General features: G+C 68.8%; 22 protein-coding genes and 1 pseudogene. 14 read left to right on the top strand and 9 right to left on the bottom strand.

Annotated elements, in window-relative coordinates; translation table 11 throughout:
• The first annotated feature begins 13 nt into the window (after positions 1-13).
• Positions 14-1,093 (top strand): hypothetical protein, encoded by a 1,080-nt coding sequence (locus P3102_RS25010; protein ID WP_276362236.1) that lies wholly within the window; start codon positions 14-16, stop codon positions 1,091-1,093.
• Positions 1,094-1,275: 182 nt separating this feature from the next.
• On the opposite strand, the gene P3102_RS25015 is transcribed toward P3102_RS25010, so the two are convergent.
• Genes P3102_RS25015 through P3102_RS25035 form a run of 5 tightly spaced genes read right to left on the bottom strand, consistent with a single transcriptional unit; the run spans position 1,276 to position 7,093 of the window.
• Positions 1,276-1,677, bottom strand: coding sequence for a hypothetical protein (locus P3102_RS25015; protein ID WP_276362237.1), 402 nt, complete (start codon positions 1,675-1,677; stop codon positions 1,276-1,278).
• A gap of 20 nt (positions 1,678-1,697) precedes the next feature.
• Entirely contained in the window at positions 1,698-4,862 is a 3,165-nt protein-coding gene (locus P3102_RS25020) for a WXG100 family type VII secretion target (RefSeq protein ID WP_276362239.1), read from the bottom strand.
• On the bottom strand, positions 4,862-5,173 hold the full coding sequence (locus P3102_RS25025) for a hypothetical protein (protein ID WP_276362240.1): 312 nt from the start codon (positions 5,171-5,173) through the stop codon (positions 4,862-4,864). Before P3102_RS25025 ends, P3102_RS25020 begins: the two co-directional genes overlap by 1 nt.
• A 5-nt stretch (positions 5,174-5,178) precedes the next feature.
• On the bottom strand, positions 5,179-5,442 hold the full coding sequence (locus tag P3102_RS25030; RefSeq protein WP_276362242.1) for an acyl carrier protein: 264 nt from the start codon (positions 5,440-5,442) through the stop codon (positions 5,179-5,181).
• Positions 5,435-7,093, bottom strand: a complete 1,659-nt coding sequence (locus P3102_RS25035; RefSeq protein ID WP_276362243.1) for a fatty acyl-AMP ligase — start codon at positions 7,091-7,093, stop codon at positions 5,435-5,437. Before P3102_RS25035 ends, P3102_RS25030 begins: the two co-directional genes overlap by 8 nt.
• Before the next feature lie 134 nt (positions 7,094-7,227).
• On the opposite strand from P3102_RS25035, the pseudogene P3102_RS25040 reads away from it, so the two are divergent.
• From P3102_RS25040 to P3102_RS25060, 5 genes and pseudogenes are all read left to right on the top strand, one after another.
• A pseudogene (locus tag P3102_RS25040) lies at positions 7,228-7,422 on the top strand (S1 family peptidase); the annotation flags it as partial.
• Positions 7,423-7,758: 336 nt separating this feature from the next.
• Positions 7,759-9,018, top strand: coding sequence for an MFS transporter (locus P3102_RS25045; protein WP_276362245.1), 1,260 nt, complete (start codon positions 7,759-7,761; stop codon positions 9,016-9,018).
• On the top strand, positions 9,015-10,331 hold the full coding sequence (locus P3102_RS25050) for an ATP-grasp domain-containing protein (RefSeq protein WP_276362246.1): 1,317 nt from the start codon (positions 9,015-9,017) through the stop codon (positions 10,329-10,331). Before P3102_RS25045 ends, P3102_RS25050 begins: the two co-directional genes overlap by 4 nt.
• Entirely contained in the window at positions 10,328-11,587 is a 1,260-nt protein-coding gene (locus P3102_RS25055) for an acyl-CoA dehydrogenase family protein (RefSeq protein ID WP_276362248.1), read from the top strand. The genes P3102_RS25050 and P3102_RS25055 overlap by 4 nt, the downstream gene beginning before the upstream one ends.
• Positions 11,580-12,836: an ATP-grasp domain-containing protein gene (locus P3102_RS25060; protein WP_276362249.1), complete on the top strand. Its 1,257-nt coding sequence runs from the start codon at positions 11,580-11,582 to the stop codon at positions 12,834-12,836. The genes P3102_RS25055 and P3102_RS25060 overlap by 8 nt, the downstream gene beginning before the upstream one ends.
• Positions 12,837-12,995: 159 nt before the next feature.
• Here the strand turns inward: P3102_RS25060 and P3102_RS25065 are convergent, their stop codons facing one another.
• From P3102_RS25065 to P3102_RS25080, 4 genes are read right to left on the bottom strand one after another with little or no spacing between them, the layout of a single operon-like run.
• Entirely contained in the window at positions 12,996-14,306 is a 1,311-nt protein-coding gene (locus P3102_RS25065; RefSeq protein ID WP_276362251.1) for an NAD(P)/FAD-dependent oxidoreductase, read from the bottom strand.
• Between the two features lie 16 nt (positions 14,307-14,322).
• Complete coding sequence (locus P3102_RS25070; RefSeq protein WP_276362252.1) at positions 14,323-15,357, bottom strand: FAD-dependent oxidoreductase; 1,035 nt, start codon at positions 15,355-15,357, stop codon at positions 14,323-14,325.
• A complete protein-coding gene (locus tag P3102_RS25075) occupies positions 15,357-16,883 on the bottom strand; it encodes a class I tRNA ligase family protein (protein ID WP_276362253.1) in 1,527 nt (508 codons plus the stop codon). Before P3102_RS25075 ends, P3102_RS25070 begins: the two co-directional genes overlap by 1 nt.
• Positions 16,883-18,160, bottom strand: coding sequence for a SidA/IucD/PvdA family monooxygenase (locus P3102_RS25080; RefSeq protein ID WP_276362255.1), 1,278 nt, complete (start codon positions 18,158-18,160; stop codon positions 16,883-16,885). Before P3102_RS25080 ends, P3102_RS25075 begins: the two co-directional genes overlap by 1 nt.
• 477 nt (positions 18,161-18,637) lie before the next feature.
• Between P3102_RS25080 and P3102_RS25085 the strand changes: the two genes are divergently transcribed.
• The 8 genes from P3102_RS25085 to P3102_RS25120 all read left to right on the top strand — a co-directional run bounded on the left by P3102_RS25085 (position 18,638) and on the right by P3102_RS25120 (position 25,343).
• Positions 18,638-19,402, top strand: a complete 765-nt coding sequence (locus tag P3102_RS25085) for a response regulator transcription factor (protein ID WP_276362256.1) — start codon at positions 18,638-18,640, stop codon at positions 19,400-19,402.
• 108 nt (positions 19,403-19,510) lie between these two features.
• Positions 19,511-19,912, top strand: coding sequence for a cupin domain-containing protein (locus tag P3102_RS25090; RefSeq protein ID WP_276362258.1), 402 nt, complete (start codon positions 19,511-19,513; stop codon positions 19,910-19,912).
• A complete protein-coding gene (locus P3102_RS25095) occupies positions 19,905-20,228 on the top strand; it encodes a hypothetical protein (RefSeq protein ID WP_276362259.1) in 324 nt (107 codons plus the stop codon). The genes P3102_RS25090 and P3102_RS25095 overlap by 8 nt, the downstream gene beginning before the upstream one ends.
• Positions 20,228-21,607 (top strand): FAD-binding oxidoreductase, encoded by a 1,380-nt coding sequence (locus P3102_RS25100; protein WP_276362261.1) that lies wholly within the window; start codon positions 20,228-20,230, stop codon positions 21,605-21,607. The genes P3102_RS25095 and P3102_RS25100 overlap by 1 nt, the downstream gene beginning before the upstream one ends.
• Positions 21,604-22,266, top strand: coding sequence for a DUF6875 domain-containing protein (locus tag P3102_RS25105; RefSeq protein ID WP_276362262.1), 663 nt, complete (start codon positions 21,604-21,606; stop codon positions 22,264-22,266). The genes P3102_RS25100 and P3102_RS25105 overlap by 4 nt, the downstream gene beginning before the upstream one ends.
• A gap of 20 nt (positions 22,267-22,286) precedes the next feature.
• Positions 22,287-23,084 (top strand): dimethylargininase, encoded by a 798-nt coding sequence (gene ddaH, locus P3102_RS25110; protein WP_276362264.1) that lies wholly within the window; start codon positions 22,287-22,289, stop codon positions 23,082-23,084.
• Between the two features lie 283 nt (positions 23,085-23,367).
• Complete coding sequence (locus P3102_RS25115; RefSeq protein WP_276362265.1) at positions 23,368-24,186, top strand: hypothetical protein; 819 nt, start codon at positions 23,368-23,370, stop codon at positions 24,184-24,186.
• 299 nt (positions 24,187-24,485) lie between these two features.
• Positions 24,486-25,343: a dienelactone hydrolase family protein gene (locus P3102_RS25120; RefSeq protein ID WP_276362267.1), complete on the top strand. Its 858-nt coding sequence runs from the start codon at positions 24,486-24,488 to the stop codon at positions 25,341-25,343.
• Positions 25,344-25,368 lie beyond the last annotated feature (25 nt).

A 25,368-nucleotide genomic window follows, 5' to 3' on the forward strand; every position in this document is an offset into this window, starting at 1 on the left:
AGGCTGCCCACTCGTGCCCGATCCGATGAGCGAGGGAAGCGGCTTCACGGCTGTCGGCCTGCGGCCGCTCTCCGACGGCGAGGGCACCGGCGCGTACTGCGTGAACGACACCGGGACGATCGTGGGCGAGTCGGGGTCGCGGCCGGTGCGCTGGGATCGCGACGGAAACCCGGCCCTTTTGCCGATCCTCGACGGCTGTTCCGGTGGCCGGGCGGTCGGTGTCAACGCCGCGGGCGTCATCGCGGGCTCGCTGTCCCTCGGCGAGCACCTCCGGCCGGTGTGCTGGCGGCCCGACGGCCGGGTGCACGCACTCGAACTCGCCGCCGGAATGGTCTCCGGTACGGCGTGCCGGGTGAACGAACGCGGGTCGATACTGGGCAACGCGATGTGGCCGGGCCATCGCTGGCGGGCACTGCGGTGGGAACCCGGCGGCGAAGCGGTCGAGCTCGGCACCTTGCCGGGTGGAGGCGACACCCAGGGCCACGACCTGAACGGGCTGGACGAGGTCGTCGGATCGGCCAAGACCGGCACGGGTGTCCGGACGGCGGTGCGCTGGACGCCCTCGGGGAAGATCGGCAAACTGCCTCCACCCCGCCGGGCGACGGCCTGCGGTATCACCGATTCCGGCGCCATCCTCGGCGACGGGGTGGTGTGGAACCGCGACGGCGGCACCGTCTTGTTGGCCGGGGAACCGGGGTTCCGCGCGAGCCAGGTCGTCCGGATCACCGGACACGGTGTCGCGATCGGCTGGGGCGTCACCCCGGACCGGCACGGCACCTGCGCGCGCTGGGCTCCCGACGGACTGCCCACCGTGCTCCGGCCCCTGCCCTCGGACCTCACCAGCGCGTGTTTCGACATCGACGACGCCGGGACGGTCGTCGGTGAATCCGGGTGCGAGGGAGCGGTGCGTCCGGTCGCCTGGGACGCCGACGCGACGCCGTTCCCGCTCCCGTCGCCTCGCGGCATCACGGCGATCGTGGCCCAGCACATCAACGCGAACGGCACCGTGATCATCGGCTACGGCTTCGCCGCGGACACCTCCACTTATCGCGGGATCGCCTGGCACCGCACCGCTGGAGGACTTCGGCGCTGAAGGGATCTGGCCGGCCATCCAGGCGGACGCCGCACACGCCTGAGGTGTGGCGCGGAGGTCGTGAGGCCGGCCCGTGCCCGAGTATCCACAGCCGGTGCGCAGGTGGCGGGTTCGCGTGCCCGAACGGACGACACGCGTGCCCTCGCCTGACCTGGCGCCACGGGCACAGCGAGACGGCGGGGTCAGTCGCGCCAACGGTTGTTGAGGAAGGCATCGTCCTCGTCGTCCGCCGGTGCCGGGCGGGCGCGGGGAGCGCGCCGGGGGGTGTCGCGTCCCGCGCGGGCGGGTGGCTGCTCCGAAGCGAACGGAGCCGCCATGTCCACCGGATCCTCTTCGAACGCCGACCCGGCCCCCGGCTGCGCGTGCGACCGGTCGGTGCTCCAGCCGGACTTCGTCTTGCGCTGCCCCAGTTCCCGGCGGTGCTCGACATAGCGCTGGGCGGTTTGGACCTGTTTGGTCATGAACTCCTGCGCGCTGGCCTTGATCTCGCCGGCGCGCTGATCCCGCAGTGCCCGGCGCTCCGACTGCTCGCGAACGAGACCGTCCAGGGTCGCCTTCATACCGGCGGTGTCATCGGCGCTCATCTGTTCTCCCCTGCCCCGGTTCACCGCTTACGGGTGACCGACTGATCCTCGTCGTCCAGCAGCGAGCCGGTGATCCGGCCGGTGGGTTCGTTGATCTGGTCGAAGACCTCGCCCTCGATCCGGTACGCGCGGTTGCTCCGTTCCTGGTCCCCGCCACCTTGCCCACCGGCTCCGCCCGCGCCCATGCCACCCATCGGCGGCATCGCGCCGCCACCGAACGACTGGCCCGCCGGTCCGCCCATCGGAGCCGACGGCACACCCGAGGCCACGGGCTGCGGCTGAGGGGTCGCGCCACCGCCGGTGTGCAGGCCCTCGGACAACGACTGGCCTGTCGCGGGGCTCGCGGTTTCGAAAGGCAGGGAAGGCGTCCCAGGCGACGAGGCGCCGCCACCGAAACCACCGCCGGCACCGCCGCCGCCGGCACCGCCGCCGCTGACTTCACCGACGTCACCGGCGGCGATGCCGTCGGGAATCGTTCCGCCGCCACCGTGGTGCGGGGTGAACGACGCCGTACGGGGCTCGGGCTGCACCGTGCCGCTGGCGGGAGTGAGCGGTTGCGCGGCCTTGTCCGCGAGGGATTTCTCCTCGCCGAGCGTGTACGTGGTGGGCTCGCCGGTGCCGTCGTCGACCGTGACGACCGTCGGCCCGGACGGTCCGTCGGGACGTTCGGCGGTGATCTTCACCTCGCCGTCCTGGAGGTGGATCTTGCCGTCCGGGCCCGGACGGTGGACGTCGTCCTTGTCCGAGCCGGGAGTGGAGCCCAGCTTGGACTCGTCGCCGCCGCCGGTCCAGTCGAGCTTGAAGTCCTTGGCGGGCCCGGAACCGTCGCCGACCTTGATCTCCATCTCGCCGTCTTCGTCCGGCTCGGTCATCTCGAAGGTCGTATCGCCCTGCTTGACCTTGAGAGTTTCGCGTTCGCCGTCCTCGGCCTTGTCGCCGTCCTCGCCGGGCTTGCCGTCGGTCAGCTTGTCGCCGTCTCCACCGGACAGTTCGTCGTCGAGCTTGTCCAAGGCGTCGGAGGCCTTCTTCTTCGCCTCGTCGGCGGCCTTCTCGTCAGCCGATTTGGCATCAGCGTCCTTGGTGTCCTTGGTGTCCTTGGCGTCCGGGGAATCGGTGTCACCCAGGCCGCCGGGGGCGTCGCCCATCTTGTTCAGGGCGTCGGACGCCTGCTTCTTCGCTTCTTCAGTGGCCCTCTCGGCAGCGGCCTTGGCCTCGGCCGCGGCGTCCGTGTTGCCCCCACCGCCACCGGGGCCACCACCGGTACCGCCACCAGGACCGGAGCCGCCGGAGCCGCCGAGGTCGGCACCGGCAGGGCCGTCACCCAGCTTGCCCAGCGCTTCGGAAGCCTGCTTCTTCGCGTTTTCGGCCGCCGCGGCGGCCTGCTTCTTCGCCTCTTCGGCCGCGGCCTTCTGCTCGTCGCCGTTCGACGCCGACGGAGTCGAGCCCGAGGGCGACGTCTGGTCCTTGTTCGCCTCCGGACCACCGCCGGGGCCGCCTCCGGGGCCTCCGCCGGTTCCGCCCGCGCCGCCCTCCGGAATGTTCACCTCGGGGACCGGCGGCGGCTTGGCCTGACCACCCGGCCCGGAACCGCCCGGCCCCGAGCCGCCACCCGGACCGCTGCCCGAGCCGCCTTCCGGACCACCACCAGGGCCACCAGGGCTGCCACCCGGTCCACCGCCGGGCCCGCCACCGGTACCAGGCCCGCCCCCGGTACCCGGCCCACTGCCAGGACCACCCCCGGTGAAGTCCGGGCCGTTACCCGGCCCGCCGCCGGGTCCACCACCCGTGCCGGGCCCACCACCGGTACCCGGCCCACTGCCAGGACCACCCCCGGTGAAGTCCGGGCCGTTACCCGGCCCGCCGCCGGGCCCACCACCCGTGCCGGGCCCACCACCGGTACCCGGGCCACCACCGGTACCGTCGCCAGGACCTCCTCCCGGACCACCCGGCCCACCGGTGAAGTCCGGGCCATTGCCACCGGGACCGCCACCCGTGCCACCGGAACCGCCCGCGCCGCCCTTGTCCCCCGCGCCTTCGAACTCGTTCTTGACCTTGCCCATCACCTTGTCGAGTTCGTCGTAGGCCTGGTTGACGAAATCCTTGGTTTCCTTGCAGGACTTGGCGAAGCCCTCGTAGATGACGGTCCACATCTCGGGGATGAACTGCCGCTGGATCCACTGCTTGGCGAGGTTCTGGCCCGCCTTCTTGAACTCGTCGTCGTCGCAGCAGCCGTCGTTGTTCAGCTGCTGGACCAGATTGGAGCCGAAGTTGACGTCCATCCAGCCCGCGATCTCGCCGAGATCCTCCGCACCGCTCTTCTCACCGGCGGCGATGGCGACGACCTTCTGCGCCATCGGGAAGTCCGCTTTGCCGACGATCTCCTTGTAGAGATCGATCACCGTGTCGGCCTTGCCCTTGCACAGTTTGAACACCGTCGCGCTGGTGTGCAGTGTCGCTTCGCTCGCGTCGTTCAGCGTCTGCGAAAGTTTCTTGGCCTTGGGGAGGATCTTCTCGTTGTAGTTCTCCGACGAGGCGTCCGCGGCCTCGCCGGTCCACGTCCGGTAAAGGGTGTTCAGCTGGGAACCGGTGTCATCGATGGTCTTCTGGACGGTCTTCGAACCGGTTTTGAAGTGGGCGGCGTCGTCGACGAAGTTCTTGAAGCTGATACCGCGCTGCTCGTCGAACGGCTTCTTGATGTCCTTCTCGAAATCGAGCGCGCGGGTGTTGCCCCGGCAGTCTTCCGGGAGCTTCCCCAGCAGGGTGCCGAAGGTTTCGAAGACCTTGAGCGCGGGCGCGGCGGCGTCGAAGATCTCGTCCGACGTCTTGGTCCCCGCGCCCTCGGCGGTGGGTTCCTTGGTGGCGTCGAGTTTCTTGTTGCCCTCGTCGACGGCCTTCGTCTCCGCCTTCCGGTTGAAACTGGCCTGATCGCCCGCGCCCTTCGCGCCGTTGTAGACTTTGTCGAGGTCGTCGTCGTAGGGCAGGAACGGAAGCGCGTTGTAGGACGCCGCGTATTTCTCGGCCTCCTTGCGCTTCTGTTTGATCTCCTCCGGCTCCTGGTCCGCCCACGGCGGGGGCGCCGGATGCGTCCGCATCCACGAGCCGATGAGCTGGGTCTTCTTCTCGGCGGGGACCGCCGGGTCGTCGAGGACGGCCTTGACGTCGGTCCAGGTGGTTTCGGTGGCCACTAGCGCATCCCCGTCTTGGTGATCTTGTTCTTCTGCTCGTCCTCATTGGTGCCGTACGCGGTGCCCGCGGTGCCGAGGTTCGTGCCGAACGAGCCGAGCGTGGTGCTGTACCCCTGGACCGACGCCCACAACGCCGCCACCCCGTCGGTGTACTTCTTCGCGTGGTCGCCGTGGGCCTGGCCGAAGCCGGCCGCGTTCACCGGTGTGCTCGACAGATCCGGATTGTCCTCGAGCAGCTGCTCGGTCAGCTTTCCGACGTTCTTCGACGCCGTTGAAAGCGCATCGGTCGCCGCGGTGAAGCCCCCGCTCATTCTGTTCAGCGCCTTTCGTCGGATCCGCCGGCCTTACCGCCGAGTGCCTCTGCGAGGACTTCGGCCACCGACCCGATGTCGGTGAACCGGTCCAGCTGGTCCAGATCAATGCTCACGTCGTGGTAGATCTCCAGCGCGGACAGGAGTTTTATCCGTCCCTTGGAGTCGATGCCCAGCTCTTCGAGTGGTGCGTCGGCCTCGATTTCGGCGGGATCGAGCCGAAAAGTCTCGCTGACGACCTTCACGACCTCCGCCCGGTGATCACCCACGGCGCCGACTATAACGCGCCCTCGCCGCCGCACGCGCGACCTTGCCACTGGAAGTGCGCGGAAGGTCACCGGAGGGAACCAGACGTACCGATCGCAACGTCAGATCATGTTCCCGTGACACCGCGCGTAATACCACTCTGGTGACTTCTTTGACATCGGCTTCGGCGTTCTTTGCCCATTCGGCTACCAACATCGCCCCTTCGCCCCTTTCGTCGGAGATTCCGAAGGCGGCCACGCGGTCACGGCGGATCGCCGGATGCGCTTCCCCCGCCACCGCTTCGATGTCCTGCGGATGGAAATTGCGGCCGTCGACGACGATGAGGTCTTTGAGCCTGCCGGTGATGTAGAGGTCACCGCGGTGGAACACGCCGAGGTCGCCGGTGCGCAGCCAGCCGCCGACGCCGTCGAGTTCGCCCGCGAACGCCGCCGCGTCACCGCGGCCCCAATATCCCGCGGCGACGTTCGGCCCGTGGATCCAGACCTCCCCGGCCAGGCCGTCGGGTAGTGCCACGCCGTCGCGGACGATCCGGACCCGCTGCCCGAGCGGACGGCCGACCGAGACGAGTTCCTGCCCGTCGGGCACCTCGATCGCCCTGCCTTGCGCGAGAGCCTCCCTGTCGAACACCGCGCTCCGTGGGCCTTCCGCGCCCGCGCTCGCGACGTACACGGTGGCCTCGGCCAGGCCATAGGACGGACGGTGGACTTCCGGCCGGAATCCACGCGGGCCGAAGACCTCCAGGAAACGCGCGACCGTACGCGGCCGGACCGGCTCGGCGCCGTTGAGCGCGACCCGGACATCGGAGAGGTCCAGGTCGTCCCCTGCCTCTTCGGCGGCTTCAGCGGCTTCAGCGGCCAGGTCGAACGCGAAGTTCGGCGCGGCGGTGAACACGGCCGGGTGATCGGCGAGCTGACGGAGCCATCGCAGGGGCCGGTGCACGAACTCGGCAGGCGACATGAAGACCGAGCGCGCTCCGGCGTGGACCGGCAGGCACAGCAGCTGGATCAGGCCCATGTCGTGGAAGAACGGGATCCAGCCGGCGCAGGTCGTGTGCTCGTTGACGGCGTAGGCGCGGCTCGCCTGCCAGCAGGCCGCCGCGACCGCCCGATGCGGGATCACCGCGCCGGCGGGCTCCCGTGTCGACCCGGAGGTGTACTGCAGGTAAGCGGGGCTTTCGGGGGTGACGGGAAGCGGCTCGGCCCCCGGTCCGGAGAGTTCGTCGACCACGATCAGGTGCTCGGGTGTGCCTGCCTCGCGTACTTTCGCGGCGGCGGAAGCGGAGGTCAGCCAGACCCGGGCGTCGCAGTCCGCCAGCACACCGGTGAGCCTGCCTCGCTGGGCGGGGGTGCCCGGAGCCATCAGCGGTACGGCCACCAGTCCGGTGGCGAGTGCCCCGAAGAAAGCCAAGGGGTAGTTCAGGTCCTGGCCGGTGAGCACGGCGGCACGATCACCCGGCCGTGTGACCCGGCGCAGTGCTCCGGCGACCACTCGCACCCGGGAGACGAACTCGGTCCAGGTGACCGTGTGGTCCAGACCGGCGCCGTGATCCTGATGCGTGAACAGCGGGCGCGGATCGGCTTCGCGAGCGAACAGCCGCTCGACGATCGAGGTGCGCAGCACCTGTTCCGGCACATCCTCCGGCGACGCGGTCATAACCGGCAAGGTACTGGAACCGCCAAGAGAACGCTCACAGAGCGCGGGTGACCGACCGTCCAAAGTGGACGATTTGGCTGGATCCGCCCACGTTCGCTCTTGTGAATTCCGGACAGAAGGGCGGACATCTCTCTGGCACCGTGAGCGACGCGCTCGGCCGCGGCTCGTGGGTCGCGCCGGTCGGCACCTCGGTGCGCCGGTCCGGTTCGACGACGCACTGCCACCACGGCACCGTGCCGGGGCACAACGAGACGGTCGGCTACCCCCAGTGCTCGGTCCACCGGATGACCCGCACCGACTTCTGCGCGGCACCCGGCGACTCCGGCGGCGAGACCTGCCTGCGGCGTGAAGTACATGAAGGCCCCCTTCCTGTACCTAGGCGCAAGGAAGGGGGCCTTCATGTACTGAGGGAAGGTGCGCCGGCCTACCCCTCACGTCCCCGCCAGATTCCCGAACCGTCGGGAACAGTTCCCCTACCTGCCGGGAAAGATCCGAAATTAGCCTTCGGTCACCGGTCGGCCACGTCGGCACCACCTCCCCACGGACTGGACCCGCGCCGGTATGTCTCGTGAACCACCGCGGGTATCCGAATCTGGAGGATGTGTGACTGAGCGAGAAGTCGGCGTATCGGTGATCGGCGGCCGGGCGAAGCCTGGCGGATCCGCATGACCGGCGCCACGAGGACCGGCGTCTTCGCGGTACTGCGGTCGACCCCCGCCCCCGTCAGGTATCTGCTCGGCGGCGTGCTGGTCAACCAGCTGGGCGCGTTCGTCCAGACGTTCCTGATCCTGTACCTGACGTTCCGGGGCACCTCGGTCGGTTTCGCCGGGGTCTGCCTCGCCGCGTACAGCGTGGGCGCGATCTTCGGCGCCATGCTCGGCGGCGAGCTGACCCACCGGTTCGGCGGCCGCGCGACGATCGTGACGGTGATGACGTGCGCGGCGCCGCTCGTCGCGTCGATCCCGTTGGTGCGGGGCACGCCCTGGGCACTGGTCACGGCGGTCGCGCTGTCCGGGCTGGCGATCCAGGCGTACCGGCCGGCGGCCGCGGTGCTGCTCGCGGAGTACATGCCGGAAGAGCACAAGGTCATGGGCTTTTCGATGATGCGCATCGCGCTGAACATCGGCGCGGCCGTGGCACCGCTGATCGCCGCCGTGGTCATCCAGGTGAACTGGGACCTGCTGTTCTGGCTGGACGGCACGACGGCGGCGCTGTGGGCGCTGCTGGCCTTCCTGTTGCTGCCGAGGGGAAGCAAGACCCCGCACGAGCCCACGGCCGACGCTCCTCCCACGCTGAGCGCTCGCGCGGTGTACGGGACGATGATCCGGGACACCCGGTTCCTGTGCTATCTGGTGGCGGGCCTGTTCGGCATGATGATCTACGCCGGCTGGGTCGCGGTGCTGCCGTTGAACATCGTCGACGCCGGTTATCCGGTGGGGCTGTACAGCACGGTGCTGGTGATCTCCTCGGTCGTGCTGATCACCTGTGAACTGAAGATCACCACCTACATCGTCCGGATCCCGAAGAATCTCGCCGGTCTGTTCGGCAACCTGGTGAGCGCGGCGGGATTCGCCCTCTACGGGCTGATCGCGCAGCATCAGTTCTTCGTGATCGCCGGCGCCCTGCTGGCGGTGTCCGGGCTGATGATCCACGGACCGAGCACCGCCTCCCATCCGGCGACTTTCCCGGTGGAGCTGAGAAGCCGCTACATCGCGACGAAGGAGACGTTGTCCGGGGTGGCCGCGACGATCGGGCCGGTACTGGGACTGTTCCTCTGGAGCGAGTTCGGCGGCCCCGGGTTCTGGGGGTTCTGCGCGGTGCTGTCCGTCATCGCGGGATCGATGCACATCTACGGCCTCAAACAGCCGCCCGTGGCGGAGAAGGTGGCCGAACCCGAGCCGGAAGTCGTGGGAGAGCGACCATGAACGAAGCCAACGGTGTCCTGCTGATCATCGGCAGCGGCCTGAAGCTGTACCGCGAATACCTGGTCTCGTCCATCCACCGGTGCGCCCGCGAGGCCGGACTCGGCCTGGTGCTGCTGAACAATCTCAAGCCCACCTGGCAGCACGCGTATTTCGACGAGATCGTCCACACGGACGTGTTCGACGCCGACGAGATGCTCGCCGCCGCCCGTGAGGTCGCCGGTCGGCACCGGATCGCCGGCCTGATGTGCTGGGACGAACCGGTCGTGCTGGCCGCGGGCGAACTCGCCGCCGAACTCGGGGTCCCCGGATTGAGCGTCGACGGCGTCCGCGGTTGCCGCGACAAGAACCGCACCCGGACCGTGCTGACCGCGGAAGGCTTGCCGCAGCCGGGATACGCCTTGACCACCGGCCTCGACGAGGCCCGCGCCGCGGCCGCCGGGATCGGGTATCCGGTGGTGCTCAAGCCGAGGGCGATGGGCGCGAGCATCGGCGTGGTGTACGCCGCCGACGAGTCCGAAGTGGACGCCGCGTTCGGGGTCGCCATGGGCGCCGCCACCGTCGACCAGAGCCGCTACGGCGGCGGCGCGATCGTGGAGGGCTACGTCTCCGGGCCCGAGATCAGCATCGACGCGGCCGTGCACGAGGGCGAGTACCTGCCGATGTTCGTGGCCCGCAAGGAAACCGGCGATCAGCCGTATTTCGAGGAGATCGGGCACGTCGTCGACGCCGGCGATCCGCTGCTGCACGACGCCGAACTGATGGACGTCCTGGCGCGGGCGCATCGCGCGCTCGGCGTGCGGGACGGCATCACCCATTCCGAGGTCCGGCTGACCGACCGCGGCCCGCTGATCATCGAGATCAACGGGCGTCTCGGCGGCGACCTGATCCCGTTCCTCGGCCGGACCGCCACCGGTCTCGATCCCGGCGAGATCCTGTTCGCCGTCGCGACCGGACGGCGGCCGGTCATCGCCCCGACCCGGCACGCGGTCGCCGGGATCCGGTTCGGCTACCCGGATCACGACTGCCTGGTCCGCGAAGTCACGGTTCCCGCCGAAGCGCCGGGCCTGGTCGTCGCTTCGCCGATGGTCGACCCGGGGACCACCCTGCGGCTGCCGCCCGGCGGCTACATCGCCCGGCATTCGTTCGTGGTGTGCGAAGCCGATGACCAGGAGACCTGCGCCCGGCGGCTGGCGGCGGCCGCCGCCCTGGTGCGGGTCGACGCCGATCCGGTGGACCCACCGGCACCCGGTACCGCCTTCGAGATGCCCGCCGGGCTGCTCGACGTCGACGAACACGAGGGAGTTTCCGCATGACCATGACCGAACCCGTCCGCACCGACAGGCCGCTGACCGGCGCGCAGATCCTCGCGAACGCGAAGGCGCTCGCACCGATCCTGCGTGAGCGGGCGGCGGAGATCGAGAAGAACCGGAGCCTGCCCGCGGACGTGGTCGAGTTGCTGCGCGAGGCCGGTGTCTTCCGGATCGGCTTCAGCCGGGACTGGGGTGGCCCGGAGATGACCTCGATGGAGCAGACCGAGGTGATCGAAGCGCTTTCCTACGGTGACGCGTCCGTCGGCTGGTGTGCCAAACTCGGCTCGGACATCGGGTTGCACGCCAACTTCCTGGACCAGGACGAAGCCCGCCGGATGTTCACCAGCATCGACATGCACTCCGCCGGTGTGCTGCCCGTGACCGGGCACGCGGAACGTGTTCCCGGCGGTTACCGGCTCACCGGCCGCTGGAGCTTCGGCAGCGGCTCGACCCACGCCGATTGGGTGGCCTCCGGGGCCATGGTGTTCGAGAACGGTGAGCCCTACGCGAGCCCGGACGGCAGCAACCCGCACGAGTCGCGGCTGTTCATGGTTCCCGGCGACCAGACCGAATCCCTCGACAACTGGTACACCCTCGGCCTGTGCGGCTCCGGCAGCAGCGACTACACGATCACGGACGTCTTCGTCCCGGAGAACCACACCCTGACGTTCGACAACCCGAAGGTGCCCAACGGACCCCTGGTGCAGCCGGACGTGATCCAGCGCAGCATGTGCGGTGTGCCGCTCGGCACGGCGCGGGCCGCACTGGACTACGTCCGCGGCCTCACCATGGAACGGGTCGACATGCTGAAGGGCTCGCCGTGGCGGATGAGCGGCGTCGCCTGGAAGGACAACGAGCGCATCCAGATCACCCTGGCCGAATGCGAGGCCGACTACAGCACGACGCGCGCCGGCGTTTACCAGGCACTGGAACGCCAGTGGGAGGTCACCGCCGACGGCACCGGCACGCTGGACGATCTCACGCCCGACGAACGCGTCGCCCCGGCGCTGACCGGTTGGCAGGCTTTCCAGATGTCGAAGCGGGTCGTGCAGCGGCTCTGCGACCTGCTCGGCACCGCGGCCATCCGCTCGGGTGACCCGATGAACCGCTGGCTGCGGGACTCGATGACCATGGCCATGCACCCCACCGCGCGGGACCGCGTCACCCAGACGGTCGGCGCGCACCTGGTCGGCGCCAAACCGTCCATGCGGTTCATGCTCGGCATCGTCGACAAGCCCAAGACCGAGTCCGATGCGTGAGCAGCGGCCCATCCTGATCGTCGGGTTCGTGACGCCGGTGCTGATGGCACTGACCGGTACCGAACCCGACGGTTCGGTCGTCCTCGTCGAGGAGCCGGACGTCATCCGCAAACGGGACCTGGGCACGAGGCTCGCCGGGTCTCCACTGGTCAGTGCGCTGATCGGCTGGGAGCACGCCCGGCCCGGTTCGGCCGACGAGTTCTACGTCGCCCACCCGGACCTGGACCCGGTGGCGGTGATCCCGCTGATCGAGTACGCCACCCCGTTCGCCGCCCGGCTCGCCGAACGCTACGGCCTGCCGGGCGCGACCCTGGGTGCCGCGCAGATCCTGCGGGACAAGGCGATGCTGCGGAAGGTCAGCGCGGCCGCCGGGGTGGCCAATCCGGAAAGCGCCACCGTGACTTCCCCGGAGGACGTACTGGCGTTCCTGCGGGCCCATCCCGGCCCGGTGGTGCTCAAACCGGCGAACCGGCAGGCCGCCGTCGGCACGCAGATCGTCCGTGACCCCGGCGAGGTCGAACAGGCGTGGGCGAGCTGCGTCGAACAGGACGAGGGCATTTTCGTTCCCGACCGGCCGATGGAACTGTCCATGCTGGTCGAACGGTACGTGCCAGGACCCGAGTACAGCGTCGAGATGCTGGTCCGCGACGGGCGGCGACTGTTCGCCAATGTCACCGGCAAACAGCTCTACCCCGGCCCGCGGCCGGTGGAGCTGGCCCATATCGTGCCTGCCGACATCCCCGCCGACCTCACCGAGGAGCTCGCGGAACTGACCTGTCAGGTCGTCGAGGCGGTCGGGTTCGCCGACGGCATCCTGCACTGCGAGTGGATCGTCTCCGACGGGCGGGCCTACCTGGTGGAATGCGCCGGCCGGATCGCCGGTGACGGGATCATGGAGGTCATCGACCGCGCCTATTCGATGGATCTGCTGCGGTCCTACGTGGCGATGATGCGCGGGGAGATGCTGCCCGAGCTGCCTCGCCGCGCCACGGGCGGCGCCGCCGTCCGGTTCGTCCCGATGGAGCCGGGCGTGATCGACGCCGTCGTCGGACTCGAGCAGGCCCGGCAGGTGGAGGGTGTGTTCCTGGTGGACATCCAGGTCCAGCCGGGCCACCGGTTCACCGGCCTGCGCAGCTCGTGGGACCGGACGGGTTTGGTGATGGCCGTCGCGGACGACTCCGCCGAAGCGTTGCAGCGTGCGGAAAAGGCCGCGGGCCTGATCCGGATCGAGGTCCGCCCGGAGCCTTGACCCACCTAGTGCCGAGTACATGAAGGCCCCCTTCCTTGCGCCTGACGCAAGGAAGGGGGCCTTCATGTACTCGCAGTCCGGTGTCGGTGAAAGAAGGTCGCGAAAGCCACGTTCGAGACATCGGGCATCCCGAACGTGGCTTTCGCGACAACCCCGGAGTCAGCCCCGGCGCCGAAGCAGGCGGACCACCCCGGCGGCCCCGGCCGCGACGACCGCGGCACCCGAGTACTTCAGGATCCGATGCTGGCGGGTCGCCCGCTGCAGAGCCTTGGCGTACGGAACGGTGGTGTTGGTGATCATCGCGTGCAGTGGCATCCAGCGGTGCCGGAGGACTTTCTCCAGCACGGTGTCGCAGGCGTGTTCGAGGCGGACCGCCGGCGAGCGCACGGTGTCGCGGAGTTCGGCGAAGTTGCGGTGGGACATGTCCGCCAGCGCGTCGGTGTTCGGCTTGCGGCGGGTGTAGTACCTCGTCAGCGCCGCCGTCGTGTCGCCCGGATGGCGGGCGAGGCTGTCCGTCAGTTCCAGCGCGTCCTCGAAGGCCGAGTTCATGCCCTGGGCCAGGAACGGATAGACGGCGTGGCAGGCGTCCCCGATCAGCACGACCTTCCCCTCGTGGATCCACGGGGCGGTGCTGACGGTGACGAGATTGAAGGTGGGCCGCCGCAGGAACTCCTCGCCGAGGCCGGGAACCAGCGACAGGACGTCGGGGAAATGGCGGCGGAACAGGGATTCCACGTCCTCCGCGGTCCGCAGCGAGTCGAAACCGTGCGGGCCGTGGAACGGCAGGACACAGGAACAGGTGAAGGATCCGTCGCGGTTGGGGTGGGCGAACATCATGACGTCGCCGCGGGGCCACAGATGGAAGACGTCGTCGGCCATGCGATGGGAACCGTCCGCGGCCGCCGGGATGTGGAGTTCTCGCCAGCCCCATTCGAGGTAGCGTTGCGAGAACTCGGCGCGCTGCTCGTGGTGCAGGGAGCGGCGGACGGCCGAGAACGCGCCGTCCGCGCCCACCACGACATCCGGCTTCACCACGAGTGCCCGCCCGTCGGGGTCCACAAAGGACACCGAGGGCAGGTCGCGGTCCACGCCGGTGCACCGCGTGTCGAACACGAACCGCACGCCGGGTACCCGGCTGGCCGCGTCCACCAGGACCGCGCTCAGGTCCTGGCGCTGGATGGCCAGGATGCCGCCTTCGCCGTAGGCCGAGAACCGCAGTCCGCCGTCGGGGTTGTGCAGCATCCGCCCGCGCATCGGCACGACGAGCCGTCTCACCTCGTCCGACAACCCCAGGCGATCCAGTGCCGCCAGGCCACGCCGGGAAAGCCCGAGATTCATCGACGTCGTGGCGCCGGCGGTCTCGCGGGGATCCGGCCTGCGGTCGTACACCGTCACCGTATGCCCTTGCCTGCCCAGCGAAAGCGCCAGGAACGCGCCCGCCATCCCGGCGCCCACAATCGTGAACTCCACTATGCACTCCCCTTGTTCAAGCCTTGACCTCCATGACAGCGCCGAGGATCTCCTCGGCGACGAGCGGTGCGGTGGCGAATCCGGTGCCGCCGCAGGCGGGACGGGACCACACCGACGGACGGAGTCGCACGAGCATCGAGCCGCCGTCGACGGGATCGGCCGCGTAGTGGCAGTCCCGCACGGCGACGACGGCGTAGTCCGCGGCGCCGGTGAGGATCGGCTCGGTGAGCAACCGGTCCGCCCACGGTCCTCGGTCCCGCTCGGTGATGGCCGCGACCTCCCGGCAGACCGCGTCCGAGCTGATCTTGAGCAGGGTGCCCCCGCCGGACGGCAGCAGCCACGCCGTGCGGGCCGCACCGATCCGGCCGACGCCGGGGGCCGACGTCCACCAGCCCGCCAGCCTCCGCGGCGGCCGCAGGTAGACCATGGTCTGGCGATACAGCGTGACCGGCCGCTCGACCAGTTCGGTGTTCCCCGGTCCCGCCGCGACCAGCACGAGGTCGGCGTCCACGACGGTCCCGTCGGCCGCGGACACCCGATGGTCGTCGACCTCCACGACGGCGCAGCGCGGCCGTAACGTCACCGCGGGATGCGCGGCGAGCCATTCGGCCGCCGCGCGCAGGAACCGTTCCGCCAGCAGCACACCGGCGCTCGCGTCCAGCACCCCGGCGGTCCCGGCGGGGAACACCACGGGCGCCAAGGCGTCCGGTGACACGGCGACCGCGGGAAGCCCGACGTGGCCCGCGGTGTCGAACGCCGACGCGAGCTCGTCCCGGGTGCCCGCGGTGACCACGCCGACCGGCCGGAAGATCTCCGTGCGCAGCAACGATTCCAGCTCCAGCCACCGACGGCGGGCCTCGGCCATCCGCCGGGTGCCGTCGACGTCGCCCGGACGCAGCACCCGCAGGGCGCGGTGCTGGTCGGACGACGCCGACGCGGGGTTCGGCACCGGACCGCGGTCGAACACGGTGACGCGGTGACCCGCCCGCGCGCAGCCGATCGCGGTCACCAATCCGGTCACACCCGCACCGACGACGGCGACCGAGCCCATCAGCAGGCCAGCCGCGGCAGCTTCTCGGCGACCACCGTGTCCGCGTCCACCTGCCAGGGCGACGTCGGGTCGGGTAGCGCGGCCGCGGCGAGGTCGATCAGGATCGGCGCGGCACAGCGCAGGAACACGTTCACCTGGTGGCAGAGATCACCCGCGGTCTCGGCCGTCGTCACGGCGGCCAGCCGGTCCAGCCGCCCCAGTTGCTCGGCGAGCGTCGACGCGACGGCGGTCACGCTGAACCGCTGGAGTTCGTAGCCGTCGGTGAACCGCTCGGTCATCCGCCGCGCCATCCGCCGGGCGTCGCCGGAGACCGGCAGCGGACCGCGGTCCACCCACTCGTCGACCGCCGCCGCGATCCGGTTCCACGGTCCGGTCAGCCGGGTTTCGCTGACCCTCAGCAGCGCCTCACGGGTGAAGTCGGTGCGCTGGTATTCGGGGCTGGTGGCGCAGAGGTGGAAGCGGATGAGGTCGCGCGGCACCTCGGCGGCCAGTTCGCGGCCGGACACCACGTGCCCGCGGCTGGTGGAGAACTTCTCGTTGGCCAGCTCGTAGAACTCGTTGGTGACGTACTGCGCCGGAAGCACATGGCCGCCGAGGGCGGTGAGCATCGCCGTGCCCACGACCGCGAACGGGTACGTCGCGTCCAGGCCGAGGAAGTACACCACGGTCGACCCGGAGTCCGCCTGCCAAAGCTCGTCGTCCGCGGTCAGCACCGCGCCGCGTTTCTCGGCGGCCAGCGCGGTGGTGAACATGCTCCACGGCATGCCCTCCATATGCGGGTAGATCACCTGGCCCGGTACCTCGGGGAACGGCGCCGGGATACCCCACGACGTCGGCTGGGTGATCGGGAAGTCCGGCAGCGGGCCCGCCATCGCGGCCTCGATGAGCCGGGCCATCCCGGGCCGCATCGGGATCCGGGCGAAGTACGCCTCCAGTTCCGCGCGGTACCGCTCCACCGGGAAGACGAGGATGTCCGCTTCCCGGTATTCCAGCTTCTCGTCCGGGCGCAGTGTCGAACGCGGCCCGATGAGATCGCCCGGGGCGACCGGCAGACCGCAGCTCTCGCAGATCCCGGCGTACCCGTCGGCGAGGCAGAACGGGCAGCCGCCGGTGACGTAGGCGTCCATCAGGTACTCGCCGGTGCTCGGCAGGAACGGGAAACGCACGGTCCGCAGCTCGAGCCTGCCCATTCCGTGCAGGCGATCGTAGAAGTCGATGACGAGTTCGGTGAACCTGTCACCGATGCAGCCGAACCCGTCGACCTCGATGCCCATCGCGGCCAACGTCTGCCGGACCTGGTCCGCGGAGCGTTCCCGCAGGTCTTCCGGGGCGACGCCGAGCCGCGCGGCCGCGGTGACGATGTAGTTCTGGGTGAAGTGCATGCCGGTGCCGTAGAGGGCCTCCGTGCCGGTCGCGCGGGCGTACCGGGCGCAGACGTCGGCGGCGAGGAACGGACCGGCGAGATGACCGAGGTGCAGATCACCGTTCGCCGTCGGTGCCGGCGAGATCACCACCAGCCGGTTCATCAGGCGGTCCTCGACTCGGTGCCGCGGCGGGCGAGCAGATCGCCGACGATGTCACGGGAACGGTGGGCGAGCACGCTGATCAACGAGTCGGCGATGCCGTGCGTCGCCTCGTTGACCCCCTGCAGATACACCGCGCCCCAAGCGGATTCGCCGAGATCGACCCGGTAGCAACGGCTGACCGTGACCTCCGAGAGACCGACACTGTCGGCCAGGTCGCGTACCATCGCGGGCATCCGCTGGTCGTAGCCGGTGCCGAGCAGCACCAGATCGCACTGCAACGCCTCGACCTTGCCGCTGGTCCGGTCACGCAGATCGAGGACGACCTCGTCGTCTTCGATCCTGGCGCCGACCACTTCGGTCAGGGTGCGCACGTGCGAACGCTGCACGCCGAGACCGCGCTGCTGGTACAGCGTGGTGTACATGTGGTCGAGGAACGGCGGGGCCGCCGCGGCGTAGTTGGTCAGGCGCATCTCGTCCAGCACCTGTTCCCGGACTTCGGCCGGGCTGTCGTAGAAGCGGTCGACGAACGACGGGAAGAACAGCTCGTTGACGAATTTGCTGGTCTGGTAGTTCTGCGGGCCGATCGAACGCACGATCATGGTGCGGGTGCTGTTGGGCAGATTGTCGTGCAGCGCCATGAACATCTCGGCCGCGCTCTGTGCCCCGCCCACCACGACGGCGCGCAGCGGGGTGTCCGGCGGCAGCTCCGCGATCCGGCGCCGGTACTGGGCACTGTGGATGATCCGGTCGGCCGGGAGATCGGCGAAGACGTCCGGCACGTTCGCGTCCCGGCCGCCGCCCACGACGAGGTCGCGGCAATGGATCTTGTCCCCACCGGCGAGCGTCGCGGTCCAGCCGGTGATCGATCCGTCGGTGCCGCGCACGGGTTCGATGCGCTGGACCTTGGCGTCGTAGCGGATGCGGACCTGGTCCAGCGACTTCGCGACCCACTGCAGGTAGTCGGAGAACTCCCAGCGGAACGGGTGGAAGGTGCCCAGGTTGACGAACTCGTCGAGCCGGTTCTCCTGGTACAGGAAGTTGAGGAACGAGAACTTGCTGCGCGGGTTGCGCAGCGTCACCAGATCCTTGAGGAAGGAGACCTGGCTGCGCGCCCACGGCATCAGCAGATCACGTTGCCATTTGATGTCCGGGCTCTGCTCCAGCAGCAGTGTCTGCCCGGCCAGCTCCGGATTCCCGGACTCCTCGATGGCCACCGCGAGCGCCAGGTTCGCCGGTCCCGCGCCGATCGCCAGCAAACCCACCTGTATTTCAGTCACAGATACACCCCGTTCGTCCAGAATAGGTTGCCGACAGTAAGGATCGGCATTTCCCGGGCGACAGGGTCGCTTTTCCCGCCGAGCCGGGAATCTCGGCGAGGTCATCCGCTTCTGCACAAAAGACCGTCCGGCGAAAGGGAGAACCTGCCCTTTTTTCGGAGGCGCCCCCGGCCGCCCTCCGCTGCCCCAACAGGCTCCGCCGTCTACCCCGAAAGGTAGCGCCACATTGCCGCATTCGGCCGAGTGCGGAAGGTTTGCCGCTTCTCCCCGTTTGATCGACCAGGTCCGTTGCCGCGCACAATTGATTGCGATCAATTGTGCATAACGGTCGCATGGATCCGTTCGATACCTAGTGCATAGACTCTTCTCGCGGCCGGCGAGCCTCGTCCCCGTCACGGTCGAGCAGACACCTTCAGCGCACTTCACCGAACGGAGCCGATCAGGCAGGCTCAGTAGCGGCAGGCATAGGGGAAAATGATGAACAATCACGTCAGTGTCGGTAACACCGCCCGTTTGTGGCCGGCGGAACTCCATGACCAGCGGCGCACCGCGCGCCTGCTGCCCGAACAGAGCAGGGGTGAGGAAACTACCGCCACCGAATGGGTGACGGTTTTCCTCGCCGACAGTCAGCCGGCCGTTCGCTACCGGGTCCGCGCCGCGCTCGAACTCGTCGACGGCATCGTCGTCATCGGTGAAGCGGCCACGGCGAACGCCGCGATCGCGGAAACCTTTCGCCACCGGCCGGACGTCCTGGTCGTCGACCCGCAACTCGGCGAGGCCGCGGCCATCGACGTGGTGAGCCGGGTGTCGCGCGTCGCACCGGACACCCGGGTACTGGTGCTGAGCACGGCCGACGACGACACCGCCATCAGATCGGCACTCCAGGCGGGTGCGCGCGGATATCTGATCAAGGGCACCGATCTGGACCAGGTCGTCCGCGGTGTCCAGGTCGTGGCCGCGGGCGAGGCGATCGTCGGCAAGGCGATCGCCGGCCGGTTCAGCGCCTTGATGCGGTCGGCGGGCGACCCGGAGCCGTATCCCTTTCCCCAGTTGACGACCAGAGAACGGGAAGTGCTCGACCGCGTCGCCGCGGGGAAGTCGAACGGCGCCATCGCCCGCGAGCTGGCGCTCGCGCAGAAGACCATCAGCAACCGTGTTTCCGCGGTCTTCGGCAAACTCGGCGTGGCCGACCGGGCACAGGCGATCGTGCTCGCGCGGGACGCGGGTCTCGGGCGCGGATGATTCACCGGCAATCGGGAATAGTTCCCCTATCTCCGGGAAGACGGCCGAACATAGCCTCGATCAGCACCGAACGCCGGAGCAGGGAAAGCATGCTGATCGGAGTGGGATGTGACTGACCAAGACCTTGCCGTCGTGGACATCCGCAGGCTGGAACACGAGAACCTGACGCGGGCCTACGGCTTGGACATGAAGCTGCTTTATCCGTGGAACGGTTTGACAGCACCGTTTCGAGGGGCTTGGTGTGTCCTGCGCCCCGGTGACGTATCGGTGTCCCACGCTCACCACGAGCACGAGATCTTCATCGGAATGACCGGAAGGGCCGCGGTGATCGCCGGTGACAAGCGGCACGAGTTCGCGGCGGGCGACCTCGTCTTCCTCAAGCCGGGGATCGAACACAACCTGGTCAACGAACACGACGAGGACTTCGCCTACTACGCGATCTGGTGGGACCGGGCCATGTCGGACGAGTTCGTCTCCCACGAGATCTCCCGGGCCGAGTCCCATGATTGATTACGACGGGCGGAAATTCCGCAAAGCGGGTGGCGACGCCGAAGCGATCGCCGTGTACCGGCAGGAAGGCGACGTCGTCTGGTCCGAGTTCGCCGGGGGCGAGGTGCGGCGAGGGTCGATCACCGGCGCCCAGCGGGAGAACGGGTCCCTGCACCTGGGGTACACCCTGGTGCTCGCCACCGGTGAGGTGATCTGCGGGCACACGGTGAACACGCCGGAGGTGACCGAAGACGGCCACCTCCGCCTTCGGGAGGCGTGGGAGCGCTACGGCCCGCACGCCGCCACCGGCGTTTCCTACCTCGACGAGGTGAGCTAGTGTCCCGCAGCCCATCCGACGCGGACTGGCGACGCCTCGACCACGCCGTGGCCGGCCGCGTGCGGCGCCCCGGAGAGGTCGGTTTCCACGACGTCAGTGCGCCGTTCAACAAACGGTTCGCCGGAACCACCCCCCGCGGGGTCGTCTCCGTGGCGAACACCGCGGACGTACGAATTGCCCTCGAGTGGGCGCGTGACACCGGCGTCGACGTCGTCGCCCGTTGTGGCGGGCACAGTTACGCGGGCCACTCGGTCAACACCGGCCTGGTCATCGACCTCGGCCCGATGAACACCGTGTCCGCCGACGGATCGACAGGGCTGGTGACGGTCGCCGGCGGCGCACGGATGGCGGACGTCTACGCCGCCATCCAGCCGTACGAAATGGCCTTCGCGCTGGGCAACGGAGCCTCGGTCGGTATCGCGGGCCTCACCCTGGGCGGCGGCTGCGGGGCCACCTCCCGTGCGCTCGGGCTGACCGCGGACGCGCTCGTGGCGACCACAGTGGTGACCGCGGACGGTCGGGTTCTGCGCTGCGACGCGGACGACAACGCCGACCTGTTCTGGGCCTGCCGCGGTGGCGGCGGCGGGAACTTCGGCGTCAACGTGTCCTTCACCTTCCAGGCGAAGCCGGTGGCCGGCTGCGCCAGCTACCTGCTGTTGTGGGACCGCGCCGACGCGCCGAAGGTCTTTTCGGTGCTGCAAGAGGTCGCGCGGCGGGCACCGGACGAATTCGCGGTCAGGATCGGCGTCAGCAAGTCGGGTGACTCGGACGGCGTCGTGTCCGCCATCGGACAGCATCTCGGCACGGCGGGGGAGTTGCGGGAGATCCTCGACCCCGTACTGTCCGTCGCCCGGCCGATCCGCATGGACCTCGCGGACCGGACCTTCTGGCAGGCCAAGGACGATCTGCTGCACGAGACCGCGGAAGGGGCGTTCTCGGTGCGGACCAACATCGTCACCGAGCCACTGCCCGAGGAGGCGATCGACACGATGCTGTCGTTCGTCGACCGCGTTCCCCCCAGCAGCAATCCGGACGGTGGTGGCGCGGCCCTGTTCTCCTGGGGTGGCGCGATCAACCGAGTGGGCGCGACGGAGACCGCGTTCGCCCATCGGAACGCGCTTTTCCTGCTGTCCATGGACACTTCGTGGGCCGAGAACGACGAGCCCGCCGTGGTCGACGCCAACCTTCGCTGGCTGGCGGAGCTGGGTGAGGCGATGTCGCCGTATGTGTCCGACGGCGCCTTCCAGAACTTCATCGACCCCGATCTCGAAGACTGGCGCACCGCCTATTACGGCGTCAACTACCCACGACTGAAGGCGATCAAGGATCGGGTCGACCCCGACGGCGTCTTCACCTTCTCGCAAAGCATCGGTTCATGATCGGCGACGACAAGGTCCTCATCTGGACGGCGGCCGAGGTCGAGAGTGGCGCCCTGCCGGCGGAGCATCGGTCATCCGCGCAGGAGATCCTGGCCTGGGCCGGCCGCTACCTGGTGTCACCGCACCCGGAACTGGGCCGGAACGGACCGGTGTGCCCGTACACGCAACCGTCGATCCACAAAGGACTCTTCCATCTGGCGGCACTCACCGCCACGAACGGCGAGACCGATGTCCGCGACGCGATCGAGAGCCTGCGTTCCTGGTATGAAAGGCTTTGCGCCACGGCCTCGCCCGCGGACCGGGAACTGCTGACGATTCTCCTCGTGCTGCCGCAACTGGACTATCAGGACGCGACAGGGCTGGACGACCTGCAGCGTGAGGCGAAGAACAAGTTCGTCGACGACGGCTTGATGATCGGGCAGTTCCATCCGGTCTGCGAACAGCCCGGCCTGTGGAACGAGAAGTTCAAGGCACTGCGCGCGCCGGTGCCGCTGCTGGCCATCCGCAAACTGGTCGTCTTCGACCTGCCGTTCCTGATGGACGACGCGGTGCACGCCGAGAGCTACCTCCGGCGGTTCGCGCCGGACATCCCGCCCCGCATCCGCGACCAGCTGGTCAACCGGCTGGTGGGCACCAAGAAGTCCTTGCAGACAGCCTGATCACCTCCGGGGGAGAACACATGCGGCACTACCTCATGGTCCGGCCGGCCTACTTCGACGTCGAGTACTCGATCAACCCGTGGATGGATCCCGGCAAACCCACCGACACCCGGCTCGCGATCACCCAATGGGAATGGTTGCGCGACCTCTACGTCGAACTGGGCCACCGAGTCGACCTGCTCGACCCGGTGCCGGGCCTGCCGGACATGGTGTACGCGGCCAACGGTGCCACCGTGCTGAACGGCAAGGTGCTGGTCGCGCACTTCCACCACCGGCACCGCCGCCGGGAATCCGCGGCGTACCTGAACTGGTTCACCGAAAACGGTTACCGCGACGTGCGGCAGGCCAGGTGGCACAACGAGGGCGAAGGAGATTTCCTGGTCGCGGGTTCCCGGATCTTGGCGGGTTCGGGTTTCCGCAGCGATCGCCGCGCACACGACGAGGGCGCCGAGTTCTTCGGGGTGCCGGTGGTGGGACTGACCTTGACCGACCCGCGGTACTACCATCTCGACACCGCGCTGACCGTTTTGGACGACGGCCTGGTCATGTACTTCCCGCAGGCCTTCACCGAAGAAAGCCGGCAGCGGCTCGAAGAGCTGTACCCGGACGCCATCCTCGCCTCGGCCGCCGACGCCGCGGCGTTCGGCCTGAACGCCGTCTCCGACGGACGGCACGTCGTCCTGCCGCAGGCCGCGACGGGCCTGATCGCGCAGTTGCGCGAGCGCGGCTTCGAACCGATCGGCGCCGATCTTTCGGAGCTGCTCAAGGGCGGCGGAAGCGTCAAATGCTGCACGCTGGAACTCCGCCCCGCCCCCTGAGCGACTCCGGCCGGTCGAGTGCGGCGCGATCGAACGGCGAGATCGTCCGGAAACGGAACACCAGCCCCTTTCAGGTCTCGCCGGGATCGGTGGCGTCGAGCCGCGGCGACCCCATGCCTTCGGGGAACCGGTGTGCCTCGCCGAGGGGGGAACAGGAACACCCAACGTCCTCGTTCGCACTTCCTTCACCCAGCGTCACCACGCAAGAAGCTTCGGTGCGCCGCACTGCTATTTTTGTTATGCCAATTGACACAAACGCTCGCGATTGGCTACGGTTCGGCCCGTGGAACAGGTGCGAGGGCGGGGCAGGCCGCGCAAGGATCCGGCGACGCTTGCCCGATGGACGCCTCCCGAGGGATGGTCACGGCTGGTCGCCTGGATCTCCCCGGAAGAGAAGAAGGCGTTGAAGCATGTGGCGGTCGAAGCCGACGTTTCCGTGGCGGAGCTGATACGGGCGCTCGCCGGCGGCCTGGCCGCCGGCGCCATCACTCCGGAGGAACTCGTCGGGCAAGTCGTGAAAGGGAAGACCGCCATGGAGAAGATCCCCACGCTTTTCGAGCGCGATGAGCGCTTCCACGTCGTCGACAGACCCCGGGCCGAGTGCGCGTGGGTGTTCGAAGGCGCCGGGGTCGGCACCGAGAAACTTGACGGCACCAACGTCCGGCTGACCGTGCGCGCGGGTCAGGTGGTCCGGGTCGAGAAACGCCGCAATCCGAGCAAGGCGCAGAAACAGCAGGGCATCGTGGACGGCTGGTACGTGGACACCGACAGCGAATCCGCCGACGACAAGTGGATCCTCGCGGCGGCCGGGAACACCGACGTCTCCGGTTGGCCGGACGGGGAACATCCGAGCGAGGCACTCGGACCCCGTATCCAGGACAATCCCCTTGGGCTGGAAGAGCATCGGTGCGTGCCCTTCAACTTCCAGGCACCTGCCTTGCCCGAGGTACCGCGCAGCTACCACGGACTCCGGGACTTCCTCGCCACACTGGACAGCCGGTTCTCCCCGGGGCATCCGGCCGAAGGCATCGTCTTCCACCATCCGGACGGGCGGCGGGCCAAGATCAAGCGCAAGGACTTCCCTCGCGCGATGGCCGCGTAGCTGACGATCGCGAGTGAGCGGCGTCAGCCGATCGGCCTCGCGGCCGCCTGGTCGGTTCCCTGTTCGAGGCCGAGGCTTCCCGAACCGAAACCGCAGTGTCGCCGGTTCACCCCTTGAACCCGAGCACCGGCATGACATTCGAACGCCGCCGAATTCCCTTTCCCATGACAATTTCGGGAAACCGTCCCGAGGAGGTCTCCGCCTCTCAGTATTTTCCACGACGCGCACCCGGCCGCGGCCCCGCTATATCTGGGAGCCCGTTCCAGTCTCGGAGCGGTTCTCCCGAGAGGACAAGCGCAATGAAGCGTGGACCACAGTGGGCCGTCGCGGTCGTCGGCGCGGTGACCGCACTCCTGGTGGCGGTACCGGCCGCCGCCGAGGAAAGTCCTTATGCCCGCGGCCCCGCGCCGACGACCGCCACGATCGAAGCGGACCGCGGATCGTTCGAGATCGCCACCGAGAAGGTCCCGGCCGGACAGGGGTTCGGCGCCGGGACGATCCACTATCCGACCGACACCGGCCAGGGCACGTTCGGGGCGATCGCGATCGCCCCCGGTTTCCTGGAATCGGAGGCGGCGATCGCGTGGTACGGCCCGCGTCTGGCCTCCCAGGGTTTCGTCGTCATCACGTTCTCGACGAAGAGCACCTGGGACACCCCGGACAACCGGTCCGAGCAACTGCTCGCGGCACTGCGCTACGTCACCGAGACGAGTCAGGCCAAGAGCCGCGTCGACCGGAACAGGCTCGCCGTGATGGGGCATTCGATGGGCGGCGGTGGTGCCTTGATCGCGTCGCAGAAGGCACCGGCGTTGAAGGCGGCGATCCCTTTGACGGGCTGGAATCCGAACACGACGTTCTCCGACGTGAAGGTCCCCACCTTCGTCGTCAGCGCACAGAACGACTTCATCGCGCCGGACGGCACTTATTCCCGCCCGTTCTACCAAAGCCTTCCCGAGCCGTTGGACAAGGCGTACCTGCTATTGGCCGGGGCAGGCCACATGGTGCCGACGAAGCCGAACGTGACCATCGCGAAGTACAGCATCTCGTGGATGAAACGTTTCGTGGACGAAGACACCAGGTACGAACGGTTCCTGTGCCCGCTTCCGGCGAACGATCCGAAGATCGCCGTGTACCGGGGAACTTGCCCGATCGGCTGATCACCGGCGGCCGTGACCGCGAACC

The sequence above is a fragment of the Amycolatopsis sp. QT-25 genome, assembly GCF_029369745.1.
Taxonomy (GTDB): domain Bacteria; phylum Actinomycetota; class Actinomycetes; order Mycobacteriales; family Pseudonocardiaceae; genus Amycolatopsis.